Here is a 20,797-nt window from a genome sequence, read left to right as displayed (position 1 = left end):
TGAGGAGGGCTCGTGTCCGATCTGCCTCCGCCGGGTCCCGCCGAACCGGTGCCGCCGACGCCGTCCGGTCCACCGGCCGACCCGACCGCGCCCCCGGCCACCGATCCGACGTCGTCGAGGGCCACCGGGCCGTCCGTGCCCGCTCCCGACCCGGCACCCGCCGATCCGTGGGCCGACCAGACCGGCCACGGCCCGAGCATTCCGCAGCAACCCGGGCCCGGAGCGCAGCCCCCCCACCCGAACCCGCCCGGCCCGGCCGCGCCCGCCGACCCGGCCACCCCGCCCGGTGGAGGCGGTCCGCCCGCCACGTACCCGCCGGGCCAGAGCGGATCACACGGCACCCCGACCCCGGGCTGGGGCGCCCAGTCCGGCTGGACCGCGCCGGGTGCCGTCCCGCCCTCCGGCTACCCCCCGATGCCCGGCTACCCCACGCCGGGCCACCCGAGCGGTGCTCCGCAGGCGGGCTGGCCCGGCCCCGGGTACCCGCCGCATCCGATGCCCGGCGCCGCCTACCCGATGCCCGGCGGCTGGCCTTCCGGCATCAACCCGCAGGACCCGCTCGTCAACCCGCCGCACGCGGGCATCGGCCCCTGGTTCGCCCGTTGCTGGGGAGCGCTGCGGCGCGGCTGGCGGCAGCTCGTGCCGATCGTGCTGCTCACCCAGGTCCTCCCGGCGGCGGTGATCGGCGTCCTCACGCTCCTCGTCGCCCCCGACGGGCAGATGGCGACCGCGCCGGACGGCTCGCCGAGGCTGCCGGAGGGCTTCTGGCAGCAGACGCTCGGCTTCTACGGCACGATCCTGTTCGCCGGGCTGATCTTCGGCGCGCTCCAGGCGATGGGCTGGGCGGCGGGAACCTGGGTGATGACCCGGCAGGCGGCCGGTGAGCCGGCCGGGCTCGGTGCCGCCCTCCGGTACGGGCTGAGCCGTGCCCTCGGGCTCTGGGGCTGGACCATCGTGGTGTCGCTGCTGGTCACGCTCGGCGCCTGCTTCTGCCTGCTGCCCGGCGTCTACGTCGCCGTCGCGCTCGTCCTGTTCGGTCCGGTCTACCTGTTCGAGCGGAGTGATCCGGTCGGGCGGTCGTGGCGGTTGTTCCACAGCCGGTTCCTCATGGTGCTGGGCCGGGTCATGCTCGTGGTGGCGGCGCTGGTCGCGGCGGCGCTGCTGGACGTCGTGCTGAGCGGGATCAACACGGCGGTGTTCGGGGTCGAGCCGTTGGGTGCGGTGGGCACCGCGATCGGCGCGGTGACGATGACCGTTCTCAGCGCCGTGGTGGCTGTCCCGGCCTACCTTGCGCAGCAGGTGGGGCTGGTCGTCACGTACGCCGAGCAACGGGCCCAGGAAGGCCCGGTGAGCGCGGCCCAGCTGGCGGCGGAACTCGGCTGAGCGGGGCTGTCGTGCTTGCACTCGGCTAGGGAGAGTGCTAAACAAGTCATTGGCACTCGCGTACGGTGAGTGCCAGAAGGTCGGGGCGGTAGGGCCACGGCCGCACCGGTGTCCCAGGTGGCGCCGGAGCGGTACGAGGCCGGTCGTCGCGGGCTGTCCGGCCCGACCGAGGAGACGTCGTCGTCGCCAGGTGGCGACGTCCCCAAGGTGCGTACACCAGACGGCCCATCCGGGCATCCCGGGTGGCCCGTGAGTGTCCAGGAGGACAACGCCGTATGGCCAAGATGATCGCGTTCGACGAAGAGGCGCGCCGCGGCCTCGAGCGGGGCATGAACCAGCTCGCCGACGCCGTGAAGGTGACGCTCGGCCCCAAGGGCCGCAACGTCGTGCTCGAGAAGAAGTGGGGTGCCCCCACCATCACCAACGATGGTGTGAGCATCGCCAAGGAGATCGAGCTCGAGGACCCGTACGAGAAGATCGGCGCCGAGCTGGTCAAGGAGGTCGCGAAGAAGACCGACGACGTCGCCGGTGACGGCACGACGACGGCGACCGTCCTGGCCCAGGCCCTGGTCCGTGAGGGTCTGCGCAACGTGGCCGCCGGCGCCAACCCGATGGCCCTGAAGCGGGGCATCGAGGCGGCCGTGGCCAGCGTCTCGGAGGAGCTGCTCAAGCTCGCCAAGGACGTGGAGACCAAGGAGCAGATCGCCTCCACCGCCTCCATCTCCGCCGCCGACCCCAGCGTCGGCGAGATCATCGCCGAGGCGATGGACAAGGTGGGCAAGGAAGGTGTCATCACCGTCGAGGAGAGCAACACCTTCGGCCTGGAGCTCGAGCTCACCGAGGGCATGCGCTTCGACAAGGGCTACATCTCCGCCTACTTCATGACCGACCCGGAGCGTATGGAGGCCGTCTTCGACGACCCGTACATCCTGATCGTCAACAGCAAGATCTCGTCGGTGAAGGACCTGCTCCCGATCCTGGAGAAGGTCATGCAGTCGGGCAAGCCGCTGCTGATCATCGCCGAGGACCTGGAGGGCGAGGCCCTGGCCACCCTGGTGGTCAACAAGGTCCGTGGCACCTTCAAGTCGGTCGCCGTCAAGGCGCCGGGCTTCGGTGACCGCCGCAAGGCCATGCTGACCGACATCGCCATCCTCACCGGTGGCCAGGTCATCAGCGAGGAGGTCGGCCTCAAGCTGGACGCGACCGGCCTCGAGATGCTGGGCCGCGCCCGCAAGGTCGTGGTGACCAAGGACGAGACCACCATCGTCGACGGTGCCGGCGACGCCGACCAGATCCAGGGCCGGGTGAACCAGATCCGGGCCGAGATCGACAAGAGCGACTCCGACTACGACCGGGAGAAGCTGCAGGAGCGTCTGGCCAAGCTGGCCGGCGGTGTTGCGGTGATCAAGGTCGGCGCGGCCACCGAGGTCGAGCTGAAGGAGCGCAAGCACCGCATCGAGGACGCCGTCCGCAACGCGAAGGCCGCCGTCGAGGAGGGCATCGTCCCGGGTGGTGGCGTCGCGCTGGTGCAGGCCGGCAAGACCGCCTTCGACAAGCTGGACCTGGCCGGCGACGAGGCCACCGGCGCGCAGATCGTCAAGGTCGCGCTGGACGCCCCGCTGCGGCAGATCGCCGTCAACGCAGGCATGGAGGGTGGCGTCGTCGTCGAGCGGGTCCGCAACCTCGACCCGGGTCACGGCCTCAACGCCGCGACCGGCGAGTACGTCGACCTGCTGGCCGCGGGCATCATCGACCCGGCCAAGGTGACCCGTTCCGCCCTGCAGAACGCCGCCTCGATCGCCGCGCTGTTCCTCACCACCGAGGCCGTCGTGGCGGACAAGCCGGAGAAGACCCCGGCCGCCCCGGCTGGCCCGGGTGGCGGGGAGATGGACTTCTGAGTCCAGCTCCATCCAGTACGCCGAAGGGGGCGGGCCGCGTCAGCGGTCCGCCCCCTTCCGCGTACCCGTCAGGTGGGCAGCCGACGCTGGTTGCGCCGCTTGTGCGCCCTGTCGTACGGCGGTGGCAGCCGCCTCGGCTCGTCCACCGGCTGCCGTGGCTCCTCCACCGGTTGCCGGTCCGCGCCGCTGCGTTCGGCGAGCTGCTCGGCGTCGCCGATGTCGAGCCGGTCGAACGGGAGCTGGCCGGGACGCCCGTCGGCCGGATCCTCGGCCCGTTCGTCATTCGTGGTCATGGACCGCCTCCTCTGCCCCGACCGTAGAGCCCGGTCGATGACGAAGGAGACCGAATGGCGCTATTGGCGTCTATGCGCCGCTTATGGCTTTCCGGTAGAGGAAGAACACCCGCTCGATCCGGGCCCCGGCCGCGTTCGAGTAGAACGGCACCGGCCCCACCCAGCCGATCTGCGCCGCGCCGATCCCGGCCGCCGCCTGGTCGCGCAGGCAGCGGCGCAACAGCACGCCGCCGATACCGGAGCCCTCCGCCTCCGGCGCGGTGCCCATCGGCCCGAACCAGCTCGGCCGGGCCGACCCGTACGCGGCGAACCCGAGGATCGCGCCGTCGCGCTCGGCGAGGTGCGCGCCCGCGTCCGGCCGCCCGACCGAACCGGCCAGCTCGCCGTCCCAGGTGCCGCCGAACGTGGACCTGGCGAACGTGGTGAGCGCCGGCAGGTCGTCCGGGGTGGCGCGGCGTACCGTCACGCCCCGCCCGGCCAGTCGCTGCTCGGCGGCCTCGGTGGAGCGCAGCGCCGCCGACCCCTCGGCCAGGTCGGCGGTCATGTTCCAGGCGGTACGGTCCTGCCGGTAGCCGAGCCGCAGCGCGGCGCAGACCGCCGGCGTGTAGCGCACGTCGATGCCCGGCCAGGCGTAGTGCGGCGGGTTCCCGGCGAGCAGCACCTCGGCCGCCCCGAGCGCGCCCAGCCGCCGTTCCGCCTCGCCCAGCAGCGCCTGGCCCACGCCCTGACGGCGTTCCGTCGGCGCGACCGCGATCAGGTCGACGTGGCCGAGGCGCGGATCCGCCGCCGACAGCGACCCGACGAGTACTCCGGCCAGCGCGCCGTCGCGTACCGCGCCGAGGCGCAGCACCGGGCGGTCGGCCTCGGCCCGCTCCGCCACGGTGACCACCACCGCTGACGCCTCGGCCGCGTCCTCCGGCAGGTCGAGCGACAGCCGGCACAGCTCGACCATCTCGGGCAGCCGGTCTCGGCCCAGCTCGATGATCTCCACGTCCATGGACGCCGACCCTAGGGCATACGGCAGGTCAATGGACAGGGTTGTTAACCGGTCGTGGCCGCGCGCACCGCCGCGTACGCGTCGACCAGCCCGGCGCCGGAGACGTCACCCCGTCCGCCGCACGCGTCGGTGGGCGACGCGACCGGCCGGGTGGTGTCGCGCAGGATCGCCCGGGTCCGCTCCAGGTCCCCGATCAGTGCCGGGTTCGCCGACCACATCAGCGCCACCACGCCCGCCACCTGCGGCGTGGCCATCGAGGTGCCGTCCAGGGCCGCGTACCCGCCACCCGGCATCGCCGAGACCACATCGGCGCCGGGGGCGACCAGGTCCGGCTTGGCCTTGCCGTCCGGTGCCGGGCCCCGGCTGGAGAAGTCGGTGACGCGGCGCTGCCGGTCCACCGCCCCGACGGTCAGCACGTCCGGGTACGGCGCGGGCGGGTCGGCGATGGAGCCGCACGACGGGCCGGTGTTCCCGGCGGCGGCGACCACCAGGATGCCGGCGGCGGTCAGCGCGGCGGTCGCCGGTCGCAGCGCGCCCGGGTCGCAGCCCTCCACCGGCGGGCAGCCCCACGAGTTGGTCAGCACGTCCGGGGCGCGGGAGGGCCGGCCGTCGGTGAGCGGGTTCCCGCCCGGCGGGAACGGGGCCAGCATGAACTGGAGACAGTCGAGGTAGCGGGCCGGGCTGCCCATGTTGCGGTCCAGGTTGACGCAGCCGACCCAGCTCGCGCCGGGCGCGACGCCGATCCCGTCCCGGCCGACCGCGCTGCCGAGCGTGTGGGTGCCGTGGCCACCCCTGTCGGCCGGGGCGCGGCGGCCCTCCCACGGGTCGTACCAGGAGTCGTCGCCGCCCCGGAAGCCGCCCGCGAGCGCCGGGTGCCGGCCGTCCACCCCGGAGTCGGAGCTGCCGACGACCACACCGGACCCGGTGACCCCGAGATCCGACCAGACGCGGTCCGCGCCGATCAGTGAGATGTTCCAGGCCGGGCCGGCCGGGGCCGGCAGGTCGCCGCGCGACTGCGGGGCGGGCGCGGGCAGCGGGCGTACCCGCTGGCTGACCAGCACCCGGGCCACCTCGGGGCGGCTGGACAGCCAGGCCCGCACCGCCGGCCCGCCGTCCGTCTCGATCGCGTTGACCAGGTAGTACGGCGTCGGGTTCAGCCGCATCCGGGTCAGCGTGCCGCGCAGGTCGTCCTGCGTGCGGTCGGCTGTCGCCACCAGCCGCCGGTAGACCTCCGTCGCCCGGGCGTCCCGCCCGGCCCGGCCCGGCGTGCCGGCCGGCAGGCCGGTCAGCTCGGCCTGCTCGCGCAGCACCACCAGTAGCCGCTCGCCGTACAGTCCGGGCTGGCCGGGGACGACGTACACCACGGCGACGGCGGCGAGCAGCGCGGCGGCGGCCAGCGCGGCCGGGCCGCGCCGGGGCGCGCGGGCGCGGGACCGGGCGAGCAGGACGCCGTACCCGACGGCGAGGACGACCGCGACGGCGAACGTCACGCCGGTGCCCACCGCGACCCAGAACGGCGTGTCGCGGGTGGTGGCCAGCAGGATGCTGATCTCTTCCGGGTCGGTGAAGGCGAACGGTCCCACCAGGGCGAGCCCGACCAGCCAGCGTGCCGGCGCGGGCCCGGCCGGCCGGCCCGCGTGGCGGGCCGCCGCCTCCAGTGCGGCCAGCACGAAACCGAGCGGCGGCAGCAGGAGCAGCGCCGGCAACTGCACGCCCGACTGCCCGGCGCCGGCCGCGAGCGGCGTCAGCGCGACGCCCGCGACCAGGCCGCCGACCAGCACCAGCCGGGCCGGGCCGGGCCCGAACGAGGCCCAGAAACCGGTGCCGAGCAGCACCCCGGCGAGCGCGCCCAGCGCGGCGGCGGCCAGTCCGGCGAGAAGCGTCTCCAGCGCACCGCCCAGCGCGCCGACCCAGGCCCACGGCAGCAGCACGGCCAGCCCGGCCGCGACCGCGAGCAGCGACACCGGCCCGAACCGGCCCTCCGGGACCGTGTCCACGACGACCGGTGGCCGGACGCGGCCGAGACGGGCGGCGACGAGCGCGAGCACCGCGCCGGTGACCGCGAGCGCGGCCAGGTACGCCTCGTGGTGCACCGGCGGCACCGCCCGCAGCAGCGTGGTCGCGCCGAGCGCCACCACGGCGGCGGTCCAGGCCCGGCCGGTCGCCCGCAGCGCCGGGGAACGCGGCGCGAGCGCCAGCGCCAGCGCCGGTGCGCCGGCCAGCAGTACCGTCGCCACCGCGACCACCGGCCACGCCACCACCGGCCGGTCCGTGCCGGTCACCAGCGCCACCTGGTCGACCAGCCAGCCGATGATCTGGCCCGGCACGGTGAGCAGCACGATCCACACCCCGGTCGCCACCGCCGCGACGACCGGCCACGGCCCGCTCGGACGCGGTGGCGACGGCGGTACGGGGACGAGCGGCGGACCGGTCAGCATGGTCATCACGGTACGGCCGGGCCGTGTCGCCGCGCGCCCTGGACGGTTACCGTTGACTGGTGCGTGACCCGAGTGTGTCCCGATCCACGGCCGGCCGGCTCTCCGCCGAGCGCCGCGCCGACGACCTGCGCCGGCTCCGGGCCGAGCGGTTCGACGTGCTGGTCATCGGCGGTGGCGTGACCGGAGCGGGCGCCGCGCTCGACGCCGCGTCCCGAGGGCTGAAGGTCGCCCTCGTGGAGGCGCGTGACTACGCCGCCGGCACGTCCAGCCGGTCCAGCAAGCTGATCCACGGCGGCCTGCGCTACCTGGAGCAGTTGGAGTTCCACCTGGTCCACGAGGCGCTGACCGAGCGCGGGCTGCTCGCCACCCGGCTCGCACCGCACCTGGTCCGGCCGGTGCCGATCCTGGTGCCGCTGCCCGCCGAGGGCGGTGCGCGGGACCTGCCCCGGCGGTTCTTCCGCCGCTCCTACTACGGCCTCGGCGTGGCCGCGTACGACGCGTTCGCCGGGGTGTTCGGCGGCGGGCGGGGCATGCCGCTGCACCGGCACCTCACCCGCGAGGGCGCCCGGCGGATCTTCCCCAGCCTGCGGCCGGACAAGCTGGCCGGCGCGATCCGCTACTACGACGGCCAGGTCGACGACGCCCGCCTGGTGGTGACGCTGGCGCGCACCGCGGCCAGCCTCGGCGCGACTGTGGTGACGAGCGCCCGCGCGGTCGGCCTGACCCGGCAGGCCCGGGAGGTCACCGGCGTGCGGGTCCGCGACCTGGAGGCGCCCGCCGGCTCGCCGGACACCGAGTTCGAGGTACGCGCCCGCACCGTGATCGCCGCCACCGGTGTGTGGAGCGACGACATGTCGCGGATGCTCAACGACGTCGGGCTGCGCCCGAAGCTGCGGGTCCGCGCCTCCAAGGGGGTGCACCTGGTGGTGCCCCGCTCGGCGATCGTCGGCGAGACCGGTCTGATCCTGCGTACCGCGACGAGCGTGCTGTTCGTGATCCCGTGGGGCGGGCACTGGATCATCGGCACCACGGACACGGACTGGCAACTCGACAGGTCCCACCCGGCCGCCACCGCGAGCGACATCGACTACCTGCTGTCGCAGGTCAACATGGTGCTGGACCGGCCGCTGACCACCGCCGACATCGAGGGCGTCTACGCCGGGCTGCGCCCGCTGCTGGCCGGCGAGGCGGACTCCACCTCGAAGCTGTCCCGCGAGCACGCCGTGGTGGAGCCGATGCTCGGCCTGCTGCTGGTGGCGGGCGGGAAATACACCACCTACCGGGTGATGGCCTCCGACGTGGTGGACCGCGCGATGCACCGGCTCGGCCGGGCCCGCTCCTCGCGTACCGCCGACCTGCCGCTGCTCGGCGCCGACGGGTACGCGGCCATGTGGCGGGACCGGGCCGACCTGGCCCGCCGGCACGGGGTGGCGGTCGGGGTGGTCGAGCACCTGCTGGAGCGCTACGGCACGCTCACCCTCGACCTGCTCGCCCTGGTCGACGCCGATCCGTTGCTCGGTTCGCCGCTGGCCGGCGCACCCGAATACCTGGCCGCCGAGGTGACGTACGCCGCCCGCGCCGAGGGCGCGCTGCACCTGGAGGACGTGCTGACCCGGCGTACCCGGATCTCGATCGAGACCAGCCACCGCGGCCTGGAGTCGGCGGAGCACGCCGCGGAGCTGATGGGCGCGGTGCTCGGCTGGGACGCGGCGACCCGGGACCGCGAGGTCGCCCACTACCGGGCGCGGGTGCTGGCCGAGCGGGAGTCGCAGCTCATGCCGGACGACATCGCTGCCGACGCGGCCCGCCTCGGCGCGCCCGACGTACGCGGGTTCGCGGCCGACCGGGGAACCGACGGCCCGGGCGTTGAACTTCCGGCCTCCCCCAGGTAGGGGATCCCCGACCCGGGCCGCTCGGCCGGTAGTGCGCGCTACCTACGGAAGTGTAGGTTTCCCGGCGTGGTCCGCCCGTCCTGGTTGCGCCTCCCCGCCCTGTCCGCAGTGGTCCTGCTGGCTCTGACCGGTTGCTCCTTCGGCCGGGCCGAGGGTGCCACGACACCCGGGGCGGCGGGCGCTGCCGCTCCGACCCCGGACGGCAGGCGCGTCTCCCTGGTGCAGCGGCTCGGCGACGGCCCGGTCCGCCACCTCGACGTGGACCCGTCCGGCCGCTGGCAGTGCCGCGACTGCGCCGGTGACGGCGTGGACGCCACCGGCACGCTGAACCCGGAGCAGACGAAGCGGCTCCAGCGGATGCTCGCGGACCCGGCGATCGCGAAGGAGACCGACCAGGCCCGCGGCTACAAGCAGGGCTGCATCGGTGTGCTGACGTCGACGCTGCTCGTGCCGCCGGACCTGACGGTCACCATCCAGGACTGCCCGGGCGAGCCCAAGCCGAAGGTCGCCTACGACGTGCTGCTGCTCGTCACCCAGGCCACGCCGGCCGAGGACAAGGGCTAGAAGACCTTCCCGGGGTTGAACAGCCCCACCGGGTCCAGCGCCGCCTTGATCGCCTGGTGCACGCGTACGCCCACCGGGCCGATCTCGTGGGCCAGCCAGTCCCGCTTGAGCAGCCCGACGCCGTGTTCCCCGGTGCAGGTGCCGCCCAGTTCCAGCCCCAACCGCATGATCTCGTCGAAGGCCCGCCGGCCCCGGGCCAGGCTCGCCGGATCCGCCCGGTCGACCACGATGTTCGGGTGCATGTTCCCGTCGCCGGCGTGCCCGACCACCCCGATCGGCACCTGGCACGCCTCGGCGATCCCGGCCACCCCGTCGAGCAGCTCCGCGAGCCGGCCGCGCGGCACCGCCACGTCGTCGATGACCAGGCCGCCGTTGCCGCCCGGGAACGTCTGCGCCGCGAACCGCTCCATCGCCGGGTGGGCCAGCCGACGCGCCTGGAGCAGGGCGGCGGCCTCGGTCGCGTCGGTCGCCGCGTAGACCTCGTCGGCGCCCGCCGCGGTGCACACCTCGGCCAGCCGGGCCAGGTCGTCGGCGGCCCGGGGACCGGTGTCCACCGCCGCGAGCAGCAGCGCCTCGGCGTCGGTGCGCAGACCCATCGGCCGGTACGCCTCGATCGCCAGCAGATGGGTGCGGTCCAGCAGTTCCAGCAGGCTCGGCGTGAGCCCGCGCTCGGCGATCCCGGCGACCGCGCCACCTGCCGCCGCCACCGTGGGGAAGACCGCGACCAGGGTCAGCGACTCCTCCGGGGCCGGACGCAACGCGACAGTCACCTCGGTGATCACGCCGAGCGTGCCCTCCGAGCCCACGAAGAGGCGGGTCAGGTCGTACCCGGCGACCCCCTTGGCGGTGCGCCGCCCGGTGCGCAGCACCTCACCGGAGGCGAGCACCACCTCCAGGCCCAGCACGTACTCGCTGGTCACGCCGTACTTCACGCAGCACATGCCACCGGCGTTGGTGGCCACGTTGCCGCCGATCGTGGACGACTCCCACGAGCCGGGATCCGGCGGATACCAGAGGCCGTGCTCCCGTACCGCGCGGGCCAGCGCCGCGTTCACCACGCCCGGCTGCACCACAGCGATCCGGCCCACCGGGTCGATCTCCCGGACCTGGTCCATCGCCACGGTGCTCACCACCACCGCGCCGTCGACCGCGTTCGCCGCGCCGGCCAGCCCGGTCCGCGCGCCCTGCGGCACCACCGGTACGCCGTGCCGGCCGGCCGCACGGACCACCGCCACCACCTCATCGGTGCCGCGGGGACGCACCACCACCAGCGGGGTACCCGAGTCGCACAGGTCGGCCTCGTCGCGCTCGTGCCCGGCCAGCAGGTCCGGATCGGTCAGCACGGCGGCGTCGCCGAGCGCGGCCCGCAGGTCGTCGAGCAGGGGATGGGGGGCCATGCCGGGAAGGCTACCGGCGTACCGTCTGTTGCCGTGCTCTACCTGGACCCGCCCACCGTGCCCTGGCGTGGCCGGCTCTGGTCGCACCTGATCAGCGACGTGTCGTACGCCGAGCTGCACGCGTTCGCCGAGCTGCTCGGCGCACCCCGGCGCGGCTTCGACCGCGATCACTACGACCTGCCCGCCGAGCGGTTCCGGGCGGCGGTCTGGCTGGGCGCCACTGTCGTGCCGTCACGGGAGATCGTCCGGCTGCTGCGGGACGCCGGCCTGCGCCGCCCGAAGCACCGCGTCTCGGCTGAGCGCGGTCAGCTCCCGGGACAGGTTGGCCCGGGCCCGGGCCTCCCAGCGGGCGTGCGGCTCGGGTAGCAGGTAGAGCGCCGGCAGGCCGAGCAGGTGCCGCAGCACGGCGGCCCGGCCGGCGCGGAAGTCCGGCTCGGGCACGTGCGCGTACTCGGCGCGGATCGCGGCGGCGTACCTGTCGTAGCGCTCCGCCGGGGCCGCGAGCACCGCCAGGTCCGCGTCGCACAGCAGCGCGCCGTCCGGGTCGTCCGGCCCGACCGCGTGACCGGCGGTGAGCAACACCAGGCGGCGTACCCCGGTCACCGTCGCGGCCGGGAGCCCGGCGGCGGCCAGCAGTTCGCCGGCCAGGTCGGCGCTGGCCCGCTCGTTGGCGTCGCCCGCCGCGCGCGGGTCGTAGACCGCGTCGTGGCACCACGCCGCCAGCCGGACCAGGTCCGCGTCGCGGGCCAGACCGGCGTACGCGTCGACCACGTCGAGCACCGCGCGCAGGTGCGCCTCGTCGTGGTAGCGCCGGTGCGGCTCCCGCCAGGCCGCCAGCAGCCGGACGCCGGCCCGGTCGGCCGCCGCCGGATCGGTCGCGCCCGCCGCCCGTGCCGTGTCCCGCCACCGCGCCCTCAGGTCGTCCACCGGGTGCAGTCTGCCCCACCGGGCAGTGGACCGGGGATTCAGCGGGTTCGTCGCGGGTAGTACCCGCCATGGCCCGGGACCGACGTCTGCCGTTCCTTCGTCGCGGCAACCCGCGTGACGGGTCGGCCGACCGCGACGGGCAGCGGATCGCCTCCGCGATGGAGGGGCTGCGGCACCGGGGCAAGGCCACCCTGCACGACCGGCTGCACCGGGTCCGTACCGCGTTCGGCCTGGCGGTGCAGGCCGGGCTCGCCGCCGGCCTGGCGTACCTGGTCTCCCACCGGCTGCTGAAGAACCCCCAGCCGGTCTTCGCCCCGATCTCCGCGGTGGGCACGCTCGCCGCCTCGGTGGGGCAGCGGTTCCGGCGCACGGTCGAGCTGATCGCCGGGGTGGCGGTGGGCGTGCTCGTCGGCGACGTGCTGATCTACTTCGTCGGCACCGGCGCGTGGCAGCTCGCGCTCGTGGTGACCTCGGCGATCCTGCTGAGCATCTTCGCCGGGGCGAGCGTGGCCGTCGTCATCCAGGCGGCGGCCACGGCGGTGCTGATCGTGACGCTCAGCCCGTCCACGGAGAACCTGGAGTTCCCCCGCTTCGTCGACGCGCTCCTCGGCGGCGGCATCGCGCTGCTGGTCACCGCCGTCCTGCTGCCGCTCAACCCGCTACGGGTGATCAACCGGGCCGCCCGGCCCGCCCTCGACCTGCTCGCCGACCAGCTCGACGCGGGCGCCGAGGCGCTGCGCAACCGGGACCGGGGCGCGGCCCAGCGGGCCCTGTTCCGGCTGCGCGAGAACAAGGAGGAACTGGCCGCGCTCTCCGAGGCGATCGAAGGTGCCAAGGAGACGAGCACGCTCTCCCCGGCCCGCTGGCACCGGCGTGGCGAGCTGACCCACTACGCCGAGGCCGCCGAACCGATCGACCGGGCCATGCGCAACAGCGGCACGCTGATTCGCCGCGCCGTCACCATGATCGAGGACGACGAGCCGGTCCCCGAGCCGATGCCGGACGCGGTCGGTCACCTGGCCGAGTCGGTACGCCTGCTCCGGCAGGAGTTCGCCGCCGGGCAGGAGCCGGAACAGGCCCGGGAACGGTCGCTGCGCGCGGTGAGCGAGGCCGGCCGTGCGTACGCCGACGGGGTGGGCTTCTCCGGCAGCGTGGTGATCGCCCAGGTGCGCACCACGGCGAGCGACCTGCTGGTGGCGTCCGGGATCGAGCAGGAGGAGGCGAACCGGCTGGTCCGGCAGGCGTTCGGCGAGAAGGAACACCGGACCGGCGGCCCCACCGACCGCAACCCGGCCGCCCATCCCCCCACAGCCCCACCCGTCGGCTGACCCCCGCCTCCCCGCCCCCGCCCTCCCGCACCCAATCGCGTTGATCAAGGAGTTAACGGCCCCTCCAGAGATCGACTGGTACGCAAACTCCTTGATCACCGCCGCGATTCCGGGGAGGGGAGGGGGAGGGCCGGGGGGCGCGGGCGTCGTGATGCGACCGGAACGGTGGGGCGCGGGTGACTACGCTGACCGCATGGCCGACACCCCGTCCGGCGGAGCCCTGCCGCCACCGTACGCGCCCGCCGCACCGCCGCCGGGGGCGCCGACGCCCGGGATGCCGCCGCGCCGGATCGGCTGGCGGCGGGTGTTCGTGCTGGCCGGGGTGGTGCTGCTGATCGCGGCAGGCGCGCTCTACATGGTCTACGAGCTGAGTGAGAGTCTGGGCGCGGAGGCGCTGCTGGTGGGCGCGGCCGCGTCGGTCCTGCCGGTGCCGGTGCTGGTCGCCTGCCTCCTGTGGCTCGACCGATACGAACCCGAGCCGCTGCCCTACCTGGTCTTCTGCTTCGCCTGGGGCGCCTTCGTCTCCACCGCCCTCTCGCTCATCGTCAACCGGACCGGCGCGCGGCTCTTCGAGGACTGGGGGCTGCCCGCCGCGCTCACCGCGGTGCTTGTCGCCCCGTTCATCGAGGAGCTGACCAAGGCGGCCGGTCCGCTCCTGCTGCTGATCTTCCGGCGCCGGGAGTTCTCCGGGATCACCGACGGCCTGGTCTACTGCGGGCTGTCCGCGGTCGGCTTCGCAATGGTGGAGAACATCCTCTACCTGGGCGGGTACGGCTACCGCACCGGCGTGGAGCAGTACGGCCCGGCCACCGGCACGCAGCTGGTGATCGCGCTGTTCATCGGCCGGATCCTGCTGTTCGGCTTCGCCCACCCGCTGTTCACCTCGATGACCGGTGTCGGGCTCGGTATCGCCGCGCGTACCGCCGACCGGCGGGTACGGGTGCTCGCGCCGCTCGCCGGGCTGCTCCTGGCGATGATCCTGCACGGCACCTGGAACCTGCTGCCGACGCTGGCCCAGGCCATCGGGCAGCCGGTGATCGCGCTCTACGGCTTCATCGGCCTGATGATGCCGATCTTCTTCGCGATGGTCGGGCTGGCGGTCTGGCTGCGCGCCTGGGAGGGCCGGCTCACCGAGCGCACACTGCCCGACTACGTACGCGCGGGCTGGCTCACACCGCCCGAGGTGGCGGCGCTGGGCAGCCTGGGCCGGCGGCACGCGGCGCGTACCTGGGCGCGGCGGGTGGCCGGTGACGGCGGGCTACGCGCGATGCGCGGCTACCAGTTCGCCGCGACCCGGCTGGCGCTGCTGCGCGACGGGATGCGCCGGGGACTCGATCACAAGCCCGCCGAGCGGGAGCGGACGGCACGGGAGGAACGGGAGCTGCTGGACGCGATCGCCGCGTACCGGGAGTTCTTCGTCGGTCGTGACCCGCAGGCGCCGGTCGGGGTGTGGGACGGTCAGCGCTATCACCTGCGGTTCCCGGACGGTTCGCAGCGCCCGGTCGAGGCGCCGGACGACCCGGTGGTGCCGATCCCGGTGGTGCTGGCCCCGCCGCCCGCCTTCCCGCCGGGCGGCTACGGCCCGAGCGGTCCCGGCCCGGCCGGCTGGCACGGACCGGGCGCCGGGCACGGTCCGGGCGGCTGGCACGACCCGGGCGCGCCCTGGCACCCCGGCCGCTGAACGTCAGCTCATCAGGCCGGTCAGGAAGTCACCGAGCCCCTGGGCGATGGCCATCAGCGCGGCCCCGATGCCCTTGAACACCTGCGCCGCCCCGTCCGGCCGGAACGCCATGAAGTAGATCAGGAACGCGAGGAATCCCCAGGCGAGGATCTTCTTGATCACTACCGGCATGGTGTCCCTCCCCAGGGCGCGCTGAGGTGCCTGGGCTTCCCGCCGGGCAGCGCCGCAAACGGCGCCGCCGCGCAGCTACCGCCGCCAGAGGGGTGGGGCTACAGGTAGAGGCCGGTGGACCCGGCGGCGGTGCTCTCCACCCGCTCGGCCGCCACGGCGTGCACGTCCCGCTCACGCAGCAGCACGTACGCCCGCCCGTGCAGCTCGACCTCGGAGCGGTCGTCCGGGTCGAACAGCACCCGGTCGCCGGCCACTATCGCGCGGACGTTCGGCCCGACGCCGACCGCTGTGGCCCAGGCCAGCCGCTTGCCCACGGCGGCCGTCGCGGGGATCACGATGCCGGCGGTGGAACGGCGTTCGCCCTCACCACCCTCGGTACGCACCAGCACGCGGTCGTGCAGCAGGCGGATCGGCAGCCCGGCGTCGAGACTCTGGTCGGCGGTCACGCGAAGACGCTACCGCGTGGCCGTCAGCCGATTCCGGCGTGGTTGGTGAGAGTGCCGGGCGGGCAATGTGTGGCCGAGTCGCCCTAGGGTGGGGCGTACGGACGTATCCTGTGCCCCCTGCGACCCGGTGGGGCTGATTTTGCCGGAGGTGCGCTTGAGCCGCATGGAGCGGATGCGCGGACGGCTCCGCCGTGCGTACGAGTCGGGCCGCGAAGCCGCCCGGACCCGGCGAGCAGCCGCCGCGGAGGCGGCGGACGGGGGCGTGGCCTCGCCCGCCTCACCGGGCCCGGCCGCCTCGCCGGAGGCGGCCGTGGTGGGCGTCGAGCCGCCGGCGGCGTTGCACTCGTCGACTGTGAGCCGGGACGACACCGAGGTGCCGCACGCGCTGCGCATCGCCGCCGCGTGGTGCTGGCGGCTGATCGTGATCGGCATCGTCACCTGGGCCCTGCTCAAGATCGTCGGCACGATCAGCATCGTGATCATCCCGTTGACCGTCGCGCTGCTCCTCTCCGCGCTGCTCGCCCCGGCGGTCGGCTGGCTGCTCCGGGCCCGGCTGCCCCGCTCGCTGGCGACCGCCGTGGTGCTGGTCACCGGCCTAGCCGCTGTCGTCGGCACGCTCACGTTCGTGGTCAACGAGTTCATCAAGGGCGTACCGGAGCTGAGCCAGAAGTCCTCCGAGGGCGTACGGCAGATCCAGGACTGGTTCAAGACCGGGCCGCTGCACCTGTCCGACAGCCAGCTCAACCGCTACATCGACGAGGCGCAGAACTGGATCAACGGCAACACCGAGCGGTTCACCAGCGGTGCGCTCAGCACCGCCGCCACGCTCGCCGAGGTGCTCACCGGCACCGTCCTGGTCCTGTTCGCCACGTTCTTCTTCCTGCGCGACGGCAACAACATCTGGCGGTTCCTGGTCCGGCTGCTGCCGGTGGCCGCCCGCTGGAAGGTCGACGACGCCGGCCGCGCGTCCTGGGCGACGCTCGGTGCCTACGTGCGGGCCACGGTGCTCGTGGCCTTCATCGACGCGGTCGGCATCGGCATCTTCCTGGTGCTGTTCGACATCCCGTTCGCGTTCCCGCTGGCCGCGCTGGTCTTCCTGGGCGCGTTCATCCCGATCGTCGGCGCGTTCCTGTCCGGCGTGGTGGCGGTGCTGGTGGCGCTGGTCGACAGCGGCCCGGGCATCGCGCTGGTCATCCTCGCCGCGGTGGTCGGGGTGCAGCAGATCGAGGGCCACGTGCTCCAGCCGCTGATCATGGGCCGCGCGGTGGCCATCCACCCGCTCGCCGTGATCATCGGCATCGCCGCCGGAGTGGTGCTCGCCGGGATCGCCGGCGCGCTGGTCGCGGTGCCGCTGATCGCCGTACTCAACACGGCGGTGCGCCGGCTCTCCGCGCGTACCGTGCCGGACACCCCACCGGACGCGGTGGTGGTCGCCTCCCAGGCGCCCTGATCAGGCAAGACCCGCCGACGCCCGCGTCACCCCCGCCCGGGGAGGCGCGGGCGTCAGCTCTTGGCGAGCCGTTCCAGCGCGCCCCGGGCCACCTCCGGCCGGGTGGTGTACCAGAACGGCGGCAGCGAGCGGCGCAGGAACGGGCCGTACCCGCGGGCCGTCTCCAGCCGTGAGTCGAGCACCGCCACCACGCCCCGGTCGCCGGTGGCCCGGATCAGCCGGCCGACGCCCTGGGCCAGCCGGACCGCCGCGATCGGCACGCTCACCGCCGCGAACCCGGACCCGCCGCCGGCGTCCACCGCCGCCGCCCGTGCCGCCGCGAGCGGTTCGTCCGGGCGGGGGAACGGCAGCCTGTCGATCACCACGAGCTGGCAGGCGTCGCCCGGCACGTCCACCCCCTGCCAGAGCGACATCACCCCGAACAGGCAGCTCTCCCGCACCTCGCGGAACCGGCGCACCAGCAGCGGCAGCGCCTCCTCGCCCTGGAGCAGCACGGGCAGGTCGGTCCGCGCGCGGACCAGCTCCGCCGCCTGCTGCGCGGCCCGTCGCGACGAGAAGAGCCCGAGGGTACGACCACCGAGCGCCTCGACCAGCGCCAGCAGCTCCTCACCCGCCGGCCCGGGCAGCCCGGAGACGCTGGGGCGGGGCAGGTGCGCTGCCACGTACAGGATGCCCTGCCGGGCGTAGTCGAACGGCGAGCCGACGTCGAGCGAGCTCCAGCCCGGCCCCTCGGTGGCCGGTACGGTGCCGATCGACGCCCGGCTGCCCTCGGTGGCCGCCACCGGCGGCGTGGCCGACGGCCGGCCGGCGGCGGCAGCGGTGGCGAGCGCGGCGGCGGCCGGTGAGGGTGGTGCGGGCGGCGGCGCGTCCAGCCCCAGTGCCCGGGCCACCGTGTCGAAGCGCCCGCCCAGCGCCAGCGTCGCCGAGGTGGCGACCACCGTGCGCTCGTCGTACAGGTGGGTGGCGAGCGTGCCCGCTACCGACAGGGGAGCCACGACGAGCGCCCGGCGGCTGCCGTTGTCCGGCTTCTCGACCCAGGCGACGTCGTGGTCGGCCTCCTCAAGCAGCCGCTGGGCGGTGGTGGACAGCTCGTCCAGCACCGCCTTGGCCTGCTGCTTGCGTACCGGATCGGGGTCGTCGGCCTTCACGTCGCCGATCGCCTCCAGCGCGGCCCGGGTCGCCGAGTCCAGCAGCGTGCACGCCTCGCGCAGCGCGGGCGGCAGACCGGCGGTGAGCCGCCCGGCCGGCGCCTCGGCCAGCCCCACGGCGAGCGCGTCACCGGCCTCGGTGAGCCGCTCGGCCACGTCGGGGCGCAGCAGCGGCCGGGCCCGCCGGGTGGACCTGTCGATCAGCTCCGGCACCAGCTCGGCCTGGGCGGCCGACGACACCCGGTCGGCCAGCTCGTGCGCCTCGTCGACCACGAGCAGCCGGTGCGGCGGCACGATGTGCCGCCCGGCGAGCATGTCGACCGCGAGCAGGCTGTGGTTGGTGACCACGATGTCGGCCTCACGGGCCCGGGCGCGGGACGCCTCGGCGAAGCACTCCTGCCCGAACGGGCAGCGGCTCGCGCCGACGCACTCCCGGGCCGGCATGGACACGCTGCGCCACACCTGCTCGTCCACGCCCGGGTCCAGCTCGTCCCGGTCGCCGGTGGCGGTCTCCTCGGCCCAGTCGCGCAGCCGCTGCACCTGCTTGCCCAGCCGGCCCGCCTCGCCGAGCCACTTGGTGCCGCCGTTGCCGGGGCGCGGCGCGTCGAACAGCGCGTCGTCCGGCTCGTCCTCGACCGAGCTGTCCAGCCGGGCCAGGCAGAGATAGTGGTGGCGGCCTTTCAACACGGCGAAGGTGGGGCGGCGGCCCAGCACCGGCTCGACCGCGTCGGCCAGCCGGGGCAGGTCGTGCTCGACGAGCTGGGACTGCAACGCCAGCGTGGCGGTGGAGACCACCACCGGCCCGTCCACGGTCAGTGCCGGAGCGAGGTAGGCCAGGGACTTGCCGGTGCCGGTGCCGGCCTGCACCAGCAGGTGCTCACCGGAGGTGATGCTGCGCTCGATCGCCTCGGCCATCTGCTGCTGACCCGGCCGGGCCGCGCCGCCCGGAACCGCGCCCACCGCGGCGGTCAGCAGCTCCCCGGCACCGGGTCGGTTGCTCCGGCGCTTCCTGGGGACGGCCGGGCCGGTGGCGGTGCGGGACGGGGTCACCGTGCGACCGTACCCGCCGGCACCGACGGCGGTCCGGCCCCTCCGGCGGCGTGGCGGACGGCGGGTCGCGTCCGGTTACTTCCCGATCGCGTGGCGTGGCCGGAATCGGTTAGGGTGCCAGGCATGCCGAGCGACGTGGTCCGCGTGATCTACCGCAAGTACGACGGCAGCGCCCACCGCGACTACCCCGCCCGCCGGCTGGCCGAGGACGACCTCGGCGTCTGGCTCGGCGTGCCCGCCGGCACCGAGTCCGTCTACCACGGCCGCCCCTCGGTCGAGCAGATCCCGTTCGTCCTGCTGGTGCCGCACCACGGCTGGTGGACCGGCATGTTCAACCCGCCGCCGCGCACCAGCGAGGTCTACTGCGACATCGCCACCCCGGCCCGCTGGGAGGGCGAGGACACGGTCCACCTGATCGACCTCGACCTGGACGTGGTGCGTCGCCGCGAGACCGGCCTGGTCGAGCTGCGCGACGAGGACGAGTTCGCCGAGCACCGGGCCCGCTGGGGCTACCCGGACGACGTGGTCACCGAGGCCGAGGCGGCGTCCCGCTGGCTGCTCGGCGCGCTCGGCGACGGCACCGAGCCGTTCGCCACGTCGTACCGGAAGTGGCTTGCCGTGGTGGTCTGAGCCGGGTCACCAGCGCGGCGGCCAGACGGCGTCCGTCCCCAGCGGCGGCAGCTCACCGACCTTGTCCGGGTTGAGCTGGTTGAACACGCCGGTGATCCGCCCCTCGTGGACGGCGAACGAGGTGACCAGCCGCATGATCCGTCCGTCCCGGTAGGGGACCTCCCCCTGCCAGCCCAGCGCGCCGTCGACGAGCACCGGCCGTACCCGCATCGCGCCCCACTTGCGGGCCTGGCCGAACAGGCCGAGGAGCAGGCGTCCGGCCGCCTCCGCGCCGACCACCGGGCGGCGGGCCGCCGGGAAGTGGCCGCCGGAGTCGCCGATCGCCACCACGTCCGGGGCGAGCACCCGCACCAACTGCTCCAGCTCACCCGACTCCACCGCCGCGACGAACGCGTTGAGCACCCGTCGCTGCTCGGCCAGGTCGGCGCTGTGCCGGGGCGCGTCCGGCCCCTGCACCGCCCGGCGGGCCCGGGAGGCGAGCTGACGCGCCGCCTCCGGGGTCACCGCGAGCACGTCCGCCACGTCGCCGAACGGCACCGTGAACACGTCGTGCAGCACGAACGCCACCCGCTGCTCCGGCGTCAGCCGTTCCAGCACCACCAGCAGGGCGGTGCCGAGCTGGTCGGCCCGCACCGCCCGCTCGGCGGGGTCGGGCGCGAACCCGTCCGGCGTGGGCGCCGCGGTCACCACCGGCTCGGGGAGCCACTGACCCGGGTACGCCTCCCGGCGTACCCGGGCGGAGCGCAGCACGTCCAGGCAGATCCGGGAGCAGGTGGTGACGAGCCAGCCCCGCAGATCGCGTACGCGGGCGCGTTGCTCCGGATCGCTCAGCGCCCCGGAGAAGCGCAGCCAGGTCTCCTGCACGGCGTCTTCGGCCTCGCCGCGGCTGCCGAGCATCCGTCGCGCGATTGCCAGGAGACGCCCCCGTTCCGCCTCGAACTCCCCCGCAAGCTCGTCCACCCGCCCATTCTCCCGCCCACCGCCCGCGCCGGCTGCCCCGCCGCCCGCCGGACGATCCGGTCGCGAACGACAGTCGGGGTGGCGGGATTTGAACCCACGGCCCCTCGCTCCCAAAGCGAGTGCGCTACCAAGCTGCGCCACACC

The 20,797-nt window shown here is 74.7% G+C and carries 17 protein-coding genes and 1 pseudogene; 9 read left to right on the top strand and 9 right to left on the bottom strand.

Annotated features, from left to right (window positions below; translation table 11 throughout):
* The first annotated feature begins 12 nt into the window (after window positions 1–12).
* A complete protein-coding gene (locus AB0D28_RS26750; protein ID WP_357390149.1) occupies window positions 13–1,383 on the top strand; it encodes a hypothetical protein in 1,371 nt (456 codons plus the stop codon).
* Between the two features lie 275 nt (window positions 1,384–1,658).
* On the top strand, window positions 1,659–3,281 hold the full coding sequence (gene groL, locus AB0D28_RS26745; RefSeq protein WP_357390147.1) for a chaperonin GroEL: 1,623 nt from the start codon (window positions 1,659–1,661) through the stop codon (window positions 3,279–3,281).
* Window positions 3,282–3,349: 68 nt separating this feature from the next.
* On the opposite strand, the gene AB0D28_RS26740 is transcribed toward groL, so the two are convergent.
* The 3 genes from AB0D28_RS26740 to AB0D28_RS26730 all read right to left on the bottom strand — a co-directional run bounded on the left by AB0D28_RS26740 (window position 3,350) and on the right by AB0D28_RS26730 (window position 7,015).
* Window positions 3,350–3,574 carry a hypothetical protein gene (locus AB0D28_RS26740; protein WP_357390145.1) on the bottom strand — a complete coding sequence of 75 codons (225 nt, stop codon included), beginning with the start codon at window positions 3,572–3,574 and terminating at the stop codon, window positions 3,350–3,352.
* A 70-nt stretch (window positions 3,575–3,644) separates the two neighbouring features.
* Window positions 3,645–4,571, bottom strand: coding sequence for a GNAT family N-acetyltransferase (locus tag AB0D28_RS26735; protein ID WP_357390143.1), 927 nt, complete (start codon window positions 4,569–4,571; stop codon window positions 3,645–3,647).
* Between the two features lie 44 nt (window positions 4,572–4,615).
* Complete coding sequence (locus AB0D28_RS26730; protein WP_357390141.1) at window positions 4,616–7,015, bottom strand: S8 family serine peptidase; 2,400 nt, start codon at window positions 7,013–7,015, stop codon at window positions 4,616–4,618.
* 68 nt (window positions 7,016–7,083) lie between these two features.
* Between AB0D28_RS26730 and AB0D28_RS26725 the strand changes: the two genes are divergently transcribed.
* Complete coding sequence (locus AB0D28_RS26725) at window positions 7,084–8,901, top strand: glycerol-3-phosphate dehydrogenase/oxidase (protein WP_357390173.1); 1,818 nt, start codon at window positions 7,084–7,086, stop codon at window positions 8,899–8,901.
* A gap of 66 nt (window positions 8,902–8,967) precedes the next feature.
* Window positions 8,968–9,465: a hypothetical protein gene (locus AB0D28_RS26720; protein ID WP_357390139.1), complete on the top strand. Its 498-nt coding sequence runs from the start codon at window positions 8,968–8,970 to the stop codon at window positions 9,463–9,465.
* On the opposite strand, the gene AB0D28_RS26715 is transcribed toward AB0D28_RS26720, so the two are convergent.
* Window positions 9,462–10,862 carry an FAD-linked oxidase C-terminal domain-containing protein gene (locus AB0D28_RS26715; RefSeq protein ID WP_357390137.1) on the bottom strand — a complete coding sequence of 467 codons (1,401 nt, stop codon included), beginning with the start codon at window positions 10,860–10,862 and terminating at the stop codon, window positions 9,462–9,464. The two genes, AB0D28_RS26720 and AB0D28_RS26715, sit on opposite strands and share 4 nt — an antisense overlap.
* Between AB0D28_RS26715 and AB0D28_RS26710 the strand changes: the two are divergent.
* Window positions 10,851–11,063: pseudogene (locus AB0D28_RS26710) on the top strand (DUF4031 domain-containing protein); the annotation flags it as partial. The gene AB0D28_RS26715 and the pseudogene AB0D28_RS26710 overlap by 12 nt on opposite strands.
* Before the next feature lie 30 nt (window positions 11,064–11,093).
* Here the strand turns inward: AB0D28_RS26710 and AB0D28_RS26705 are convergent.
* Window positions 11,094–11,789 (bottom strand): metal-dependent phosphohydrolase, encoded by a 696-nt coding sequence (locus AB0D28_RS26705; protein WP_357390135.1) that lies wholly within the window; start codon window positions 11,787–11,789, stop codon window positions 11,094–11,096.
* Window positions 11,790–11,857: 68 nt separating this feature from the next.
* On the opposite strand from AB0D28_RS26705, the gene AB0D28_RS26700 reads away from it, so the two are divergent.
* On the top strand, window positions 11,858–13,117 hold the full coding sequence (locus AB0D28_RS26700) for an FUSC family protein (RefSeq protein ID WP_357390133.1): 1,260 nt from the start codon (window positions 11,858–11,860) through the stop codon (window positions 13,115–13,117).
* Between the two features lie 151 nt (window positions 13,118–13,268).
* Entirely contained in the window at window positions 13,269–14,798 is a 1,530-nt protein-coding gene (locus AB0D28_RS26695; protein ID WP_357390131.1) for a PrsW family intramembrane metalloprotease, read from the top strand.
* Window positions 14,799–14,801: 3 nt separating this feature from the next.
* On the opposite strand, the gene AB0D28_RS26690 is transcribed toward AB0D28_RS26695, so the two are convergent.
* Both AB0D28_RS26690 and AB0D28_RS26685 read right to left on the bottom strand, forming a co-directional pair.
* The gene (locus AB0D28_RS26690) at window positions 14,802–14,969 is read right to left on the bottom strand and encodes a hypothetical protein (protein ID WP_167796936.1); all 168 of its coding nucleotides are present in this window, start codon (window positions 14,967–14,969) and stop codon (window positions 14,802–14,804) included.
* A 98-nt stretch (window positions 14,970–15,067) separates the two neighbouring features.
* On the bottom strand, window positions 15,068–15,415 hold the full coding sequence (locus AB0D28_RS26685; protein WP_357390128.1) for a co-chaperone GroES: 348 nt from the start codon (window positions 15,413–15,415) through the stop codon (window positions 15,068–15,070).
* 163 nt (window positions 15,416–15,578) lie between these two features.
* Between AB0D28_RS26685 and AB0D28_RS26680 the strand changes: the two genes are divergently transcribed.
* A complete protein-coding gene (locus AB0D28_RS26680) occupies window positions 15,579–16,865 on the top strand; it encodes an AI-2E family transporter (protein WP_357390171.1) in 1,287 nt (428 codons plus the stop codon).
* Between the two features lie 53 nt (window positions 16,866–16,918).
* Here AB0D28_RS26680 and AB0D28_RS26675 read toward each other — a convergent pair whose 3' ends face one another.
* A complete protein-coding gene (locus AB0D28_RS26675; RefSeq protein ID WP_357390126.1) occupies window positions 16,919–19,063 on the bottom strand; it encodes an ATP-dependent DNA helicase in 2,145 nt (714 codons plus the stop codon).
* Between the two features lie 123 nt (window positions 19,064–19,186).
* Between AB0D28_RS26675 and AB0D28_RS26670 the strand changes: the two genes are divergently transcribed.
* On the top strand, window positions 19,187–19,693 hold the full coding sequence (locus tag AB0D28_RS26670) for a DUF402 domain-containing protein (RefSeq protein ID WP_357390124.1): 507 nt from the start codon (window positions 19,187–19,189) through the stop codon (window positions 19,691–19,693).
* Window positions 19,694–19,699: 6 nt separating this feature from the next.
* On the opposite strand, the gene sigJ is transcribed toward AB0D28_RS26670, so the two are convergent.
* The gene (sigJ, locus tag AB0D28_RS26665; RefSeq protein WP_357390122.1) at window positions 19,700–20,653 is read right to left on the bottom strand and encodes an RNA polymerase sigma factor SigJ; all 954 of its coding nucleotides are present in this window, start codon (window positions 20,651–20,653) and stop codon (window positions 19,700–19,702) included.
* Between the last annotated feature and the right edge of the window lie 144 nt (window positions 20,654–20,797).

This window comes from Micromonospora sp. NPDC048169 (genome assembly GCF_040652815.1).
Taxonomy (GTDB): Bacteria; Actinomycetota; Actinomycetes; order Mycobacteriales; family Micromonosporaceae; genus Micromonospora.
This window is presented reverse-complemented; position numbering and strand designations above follow the sequence as displayed.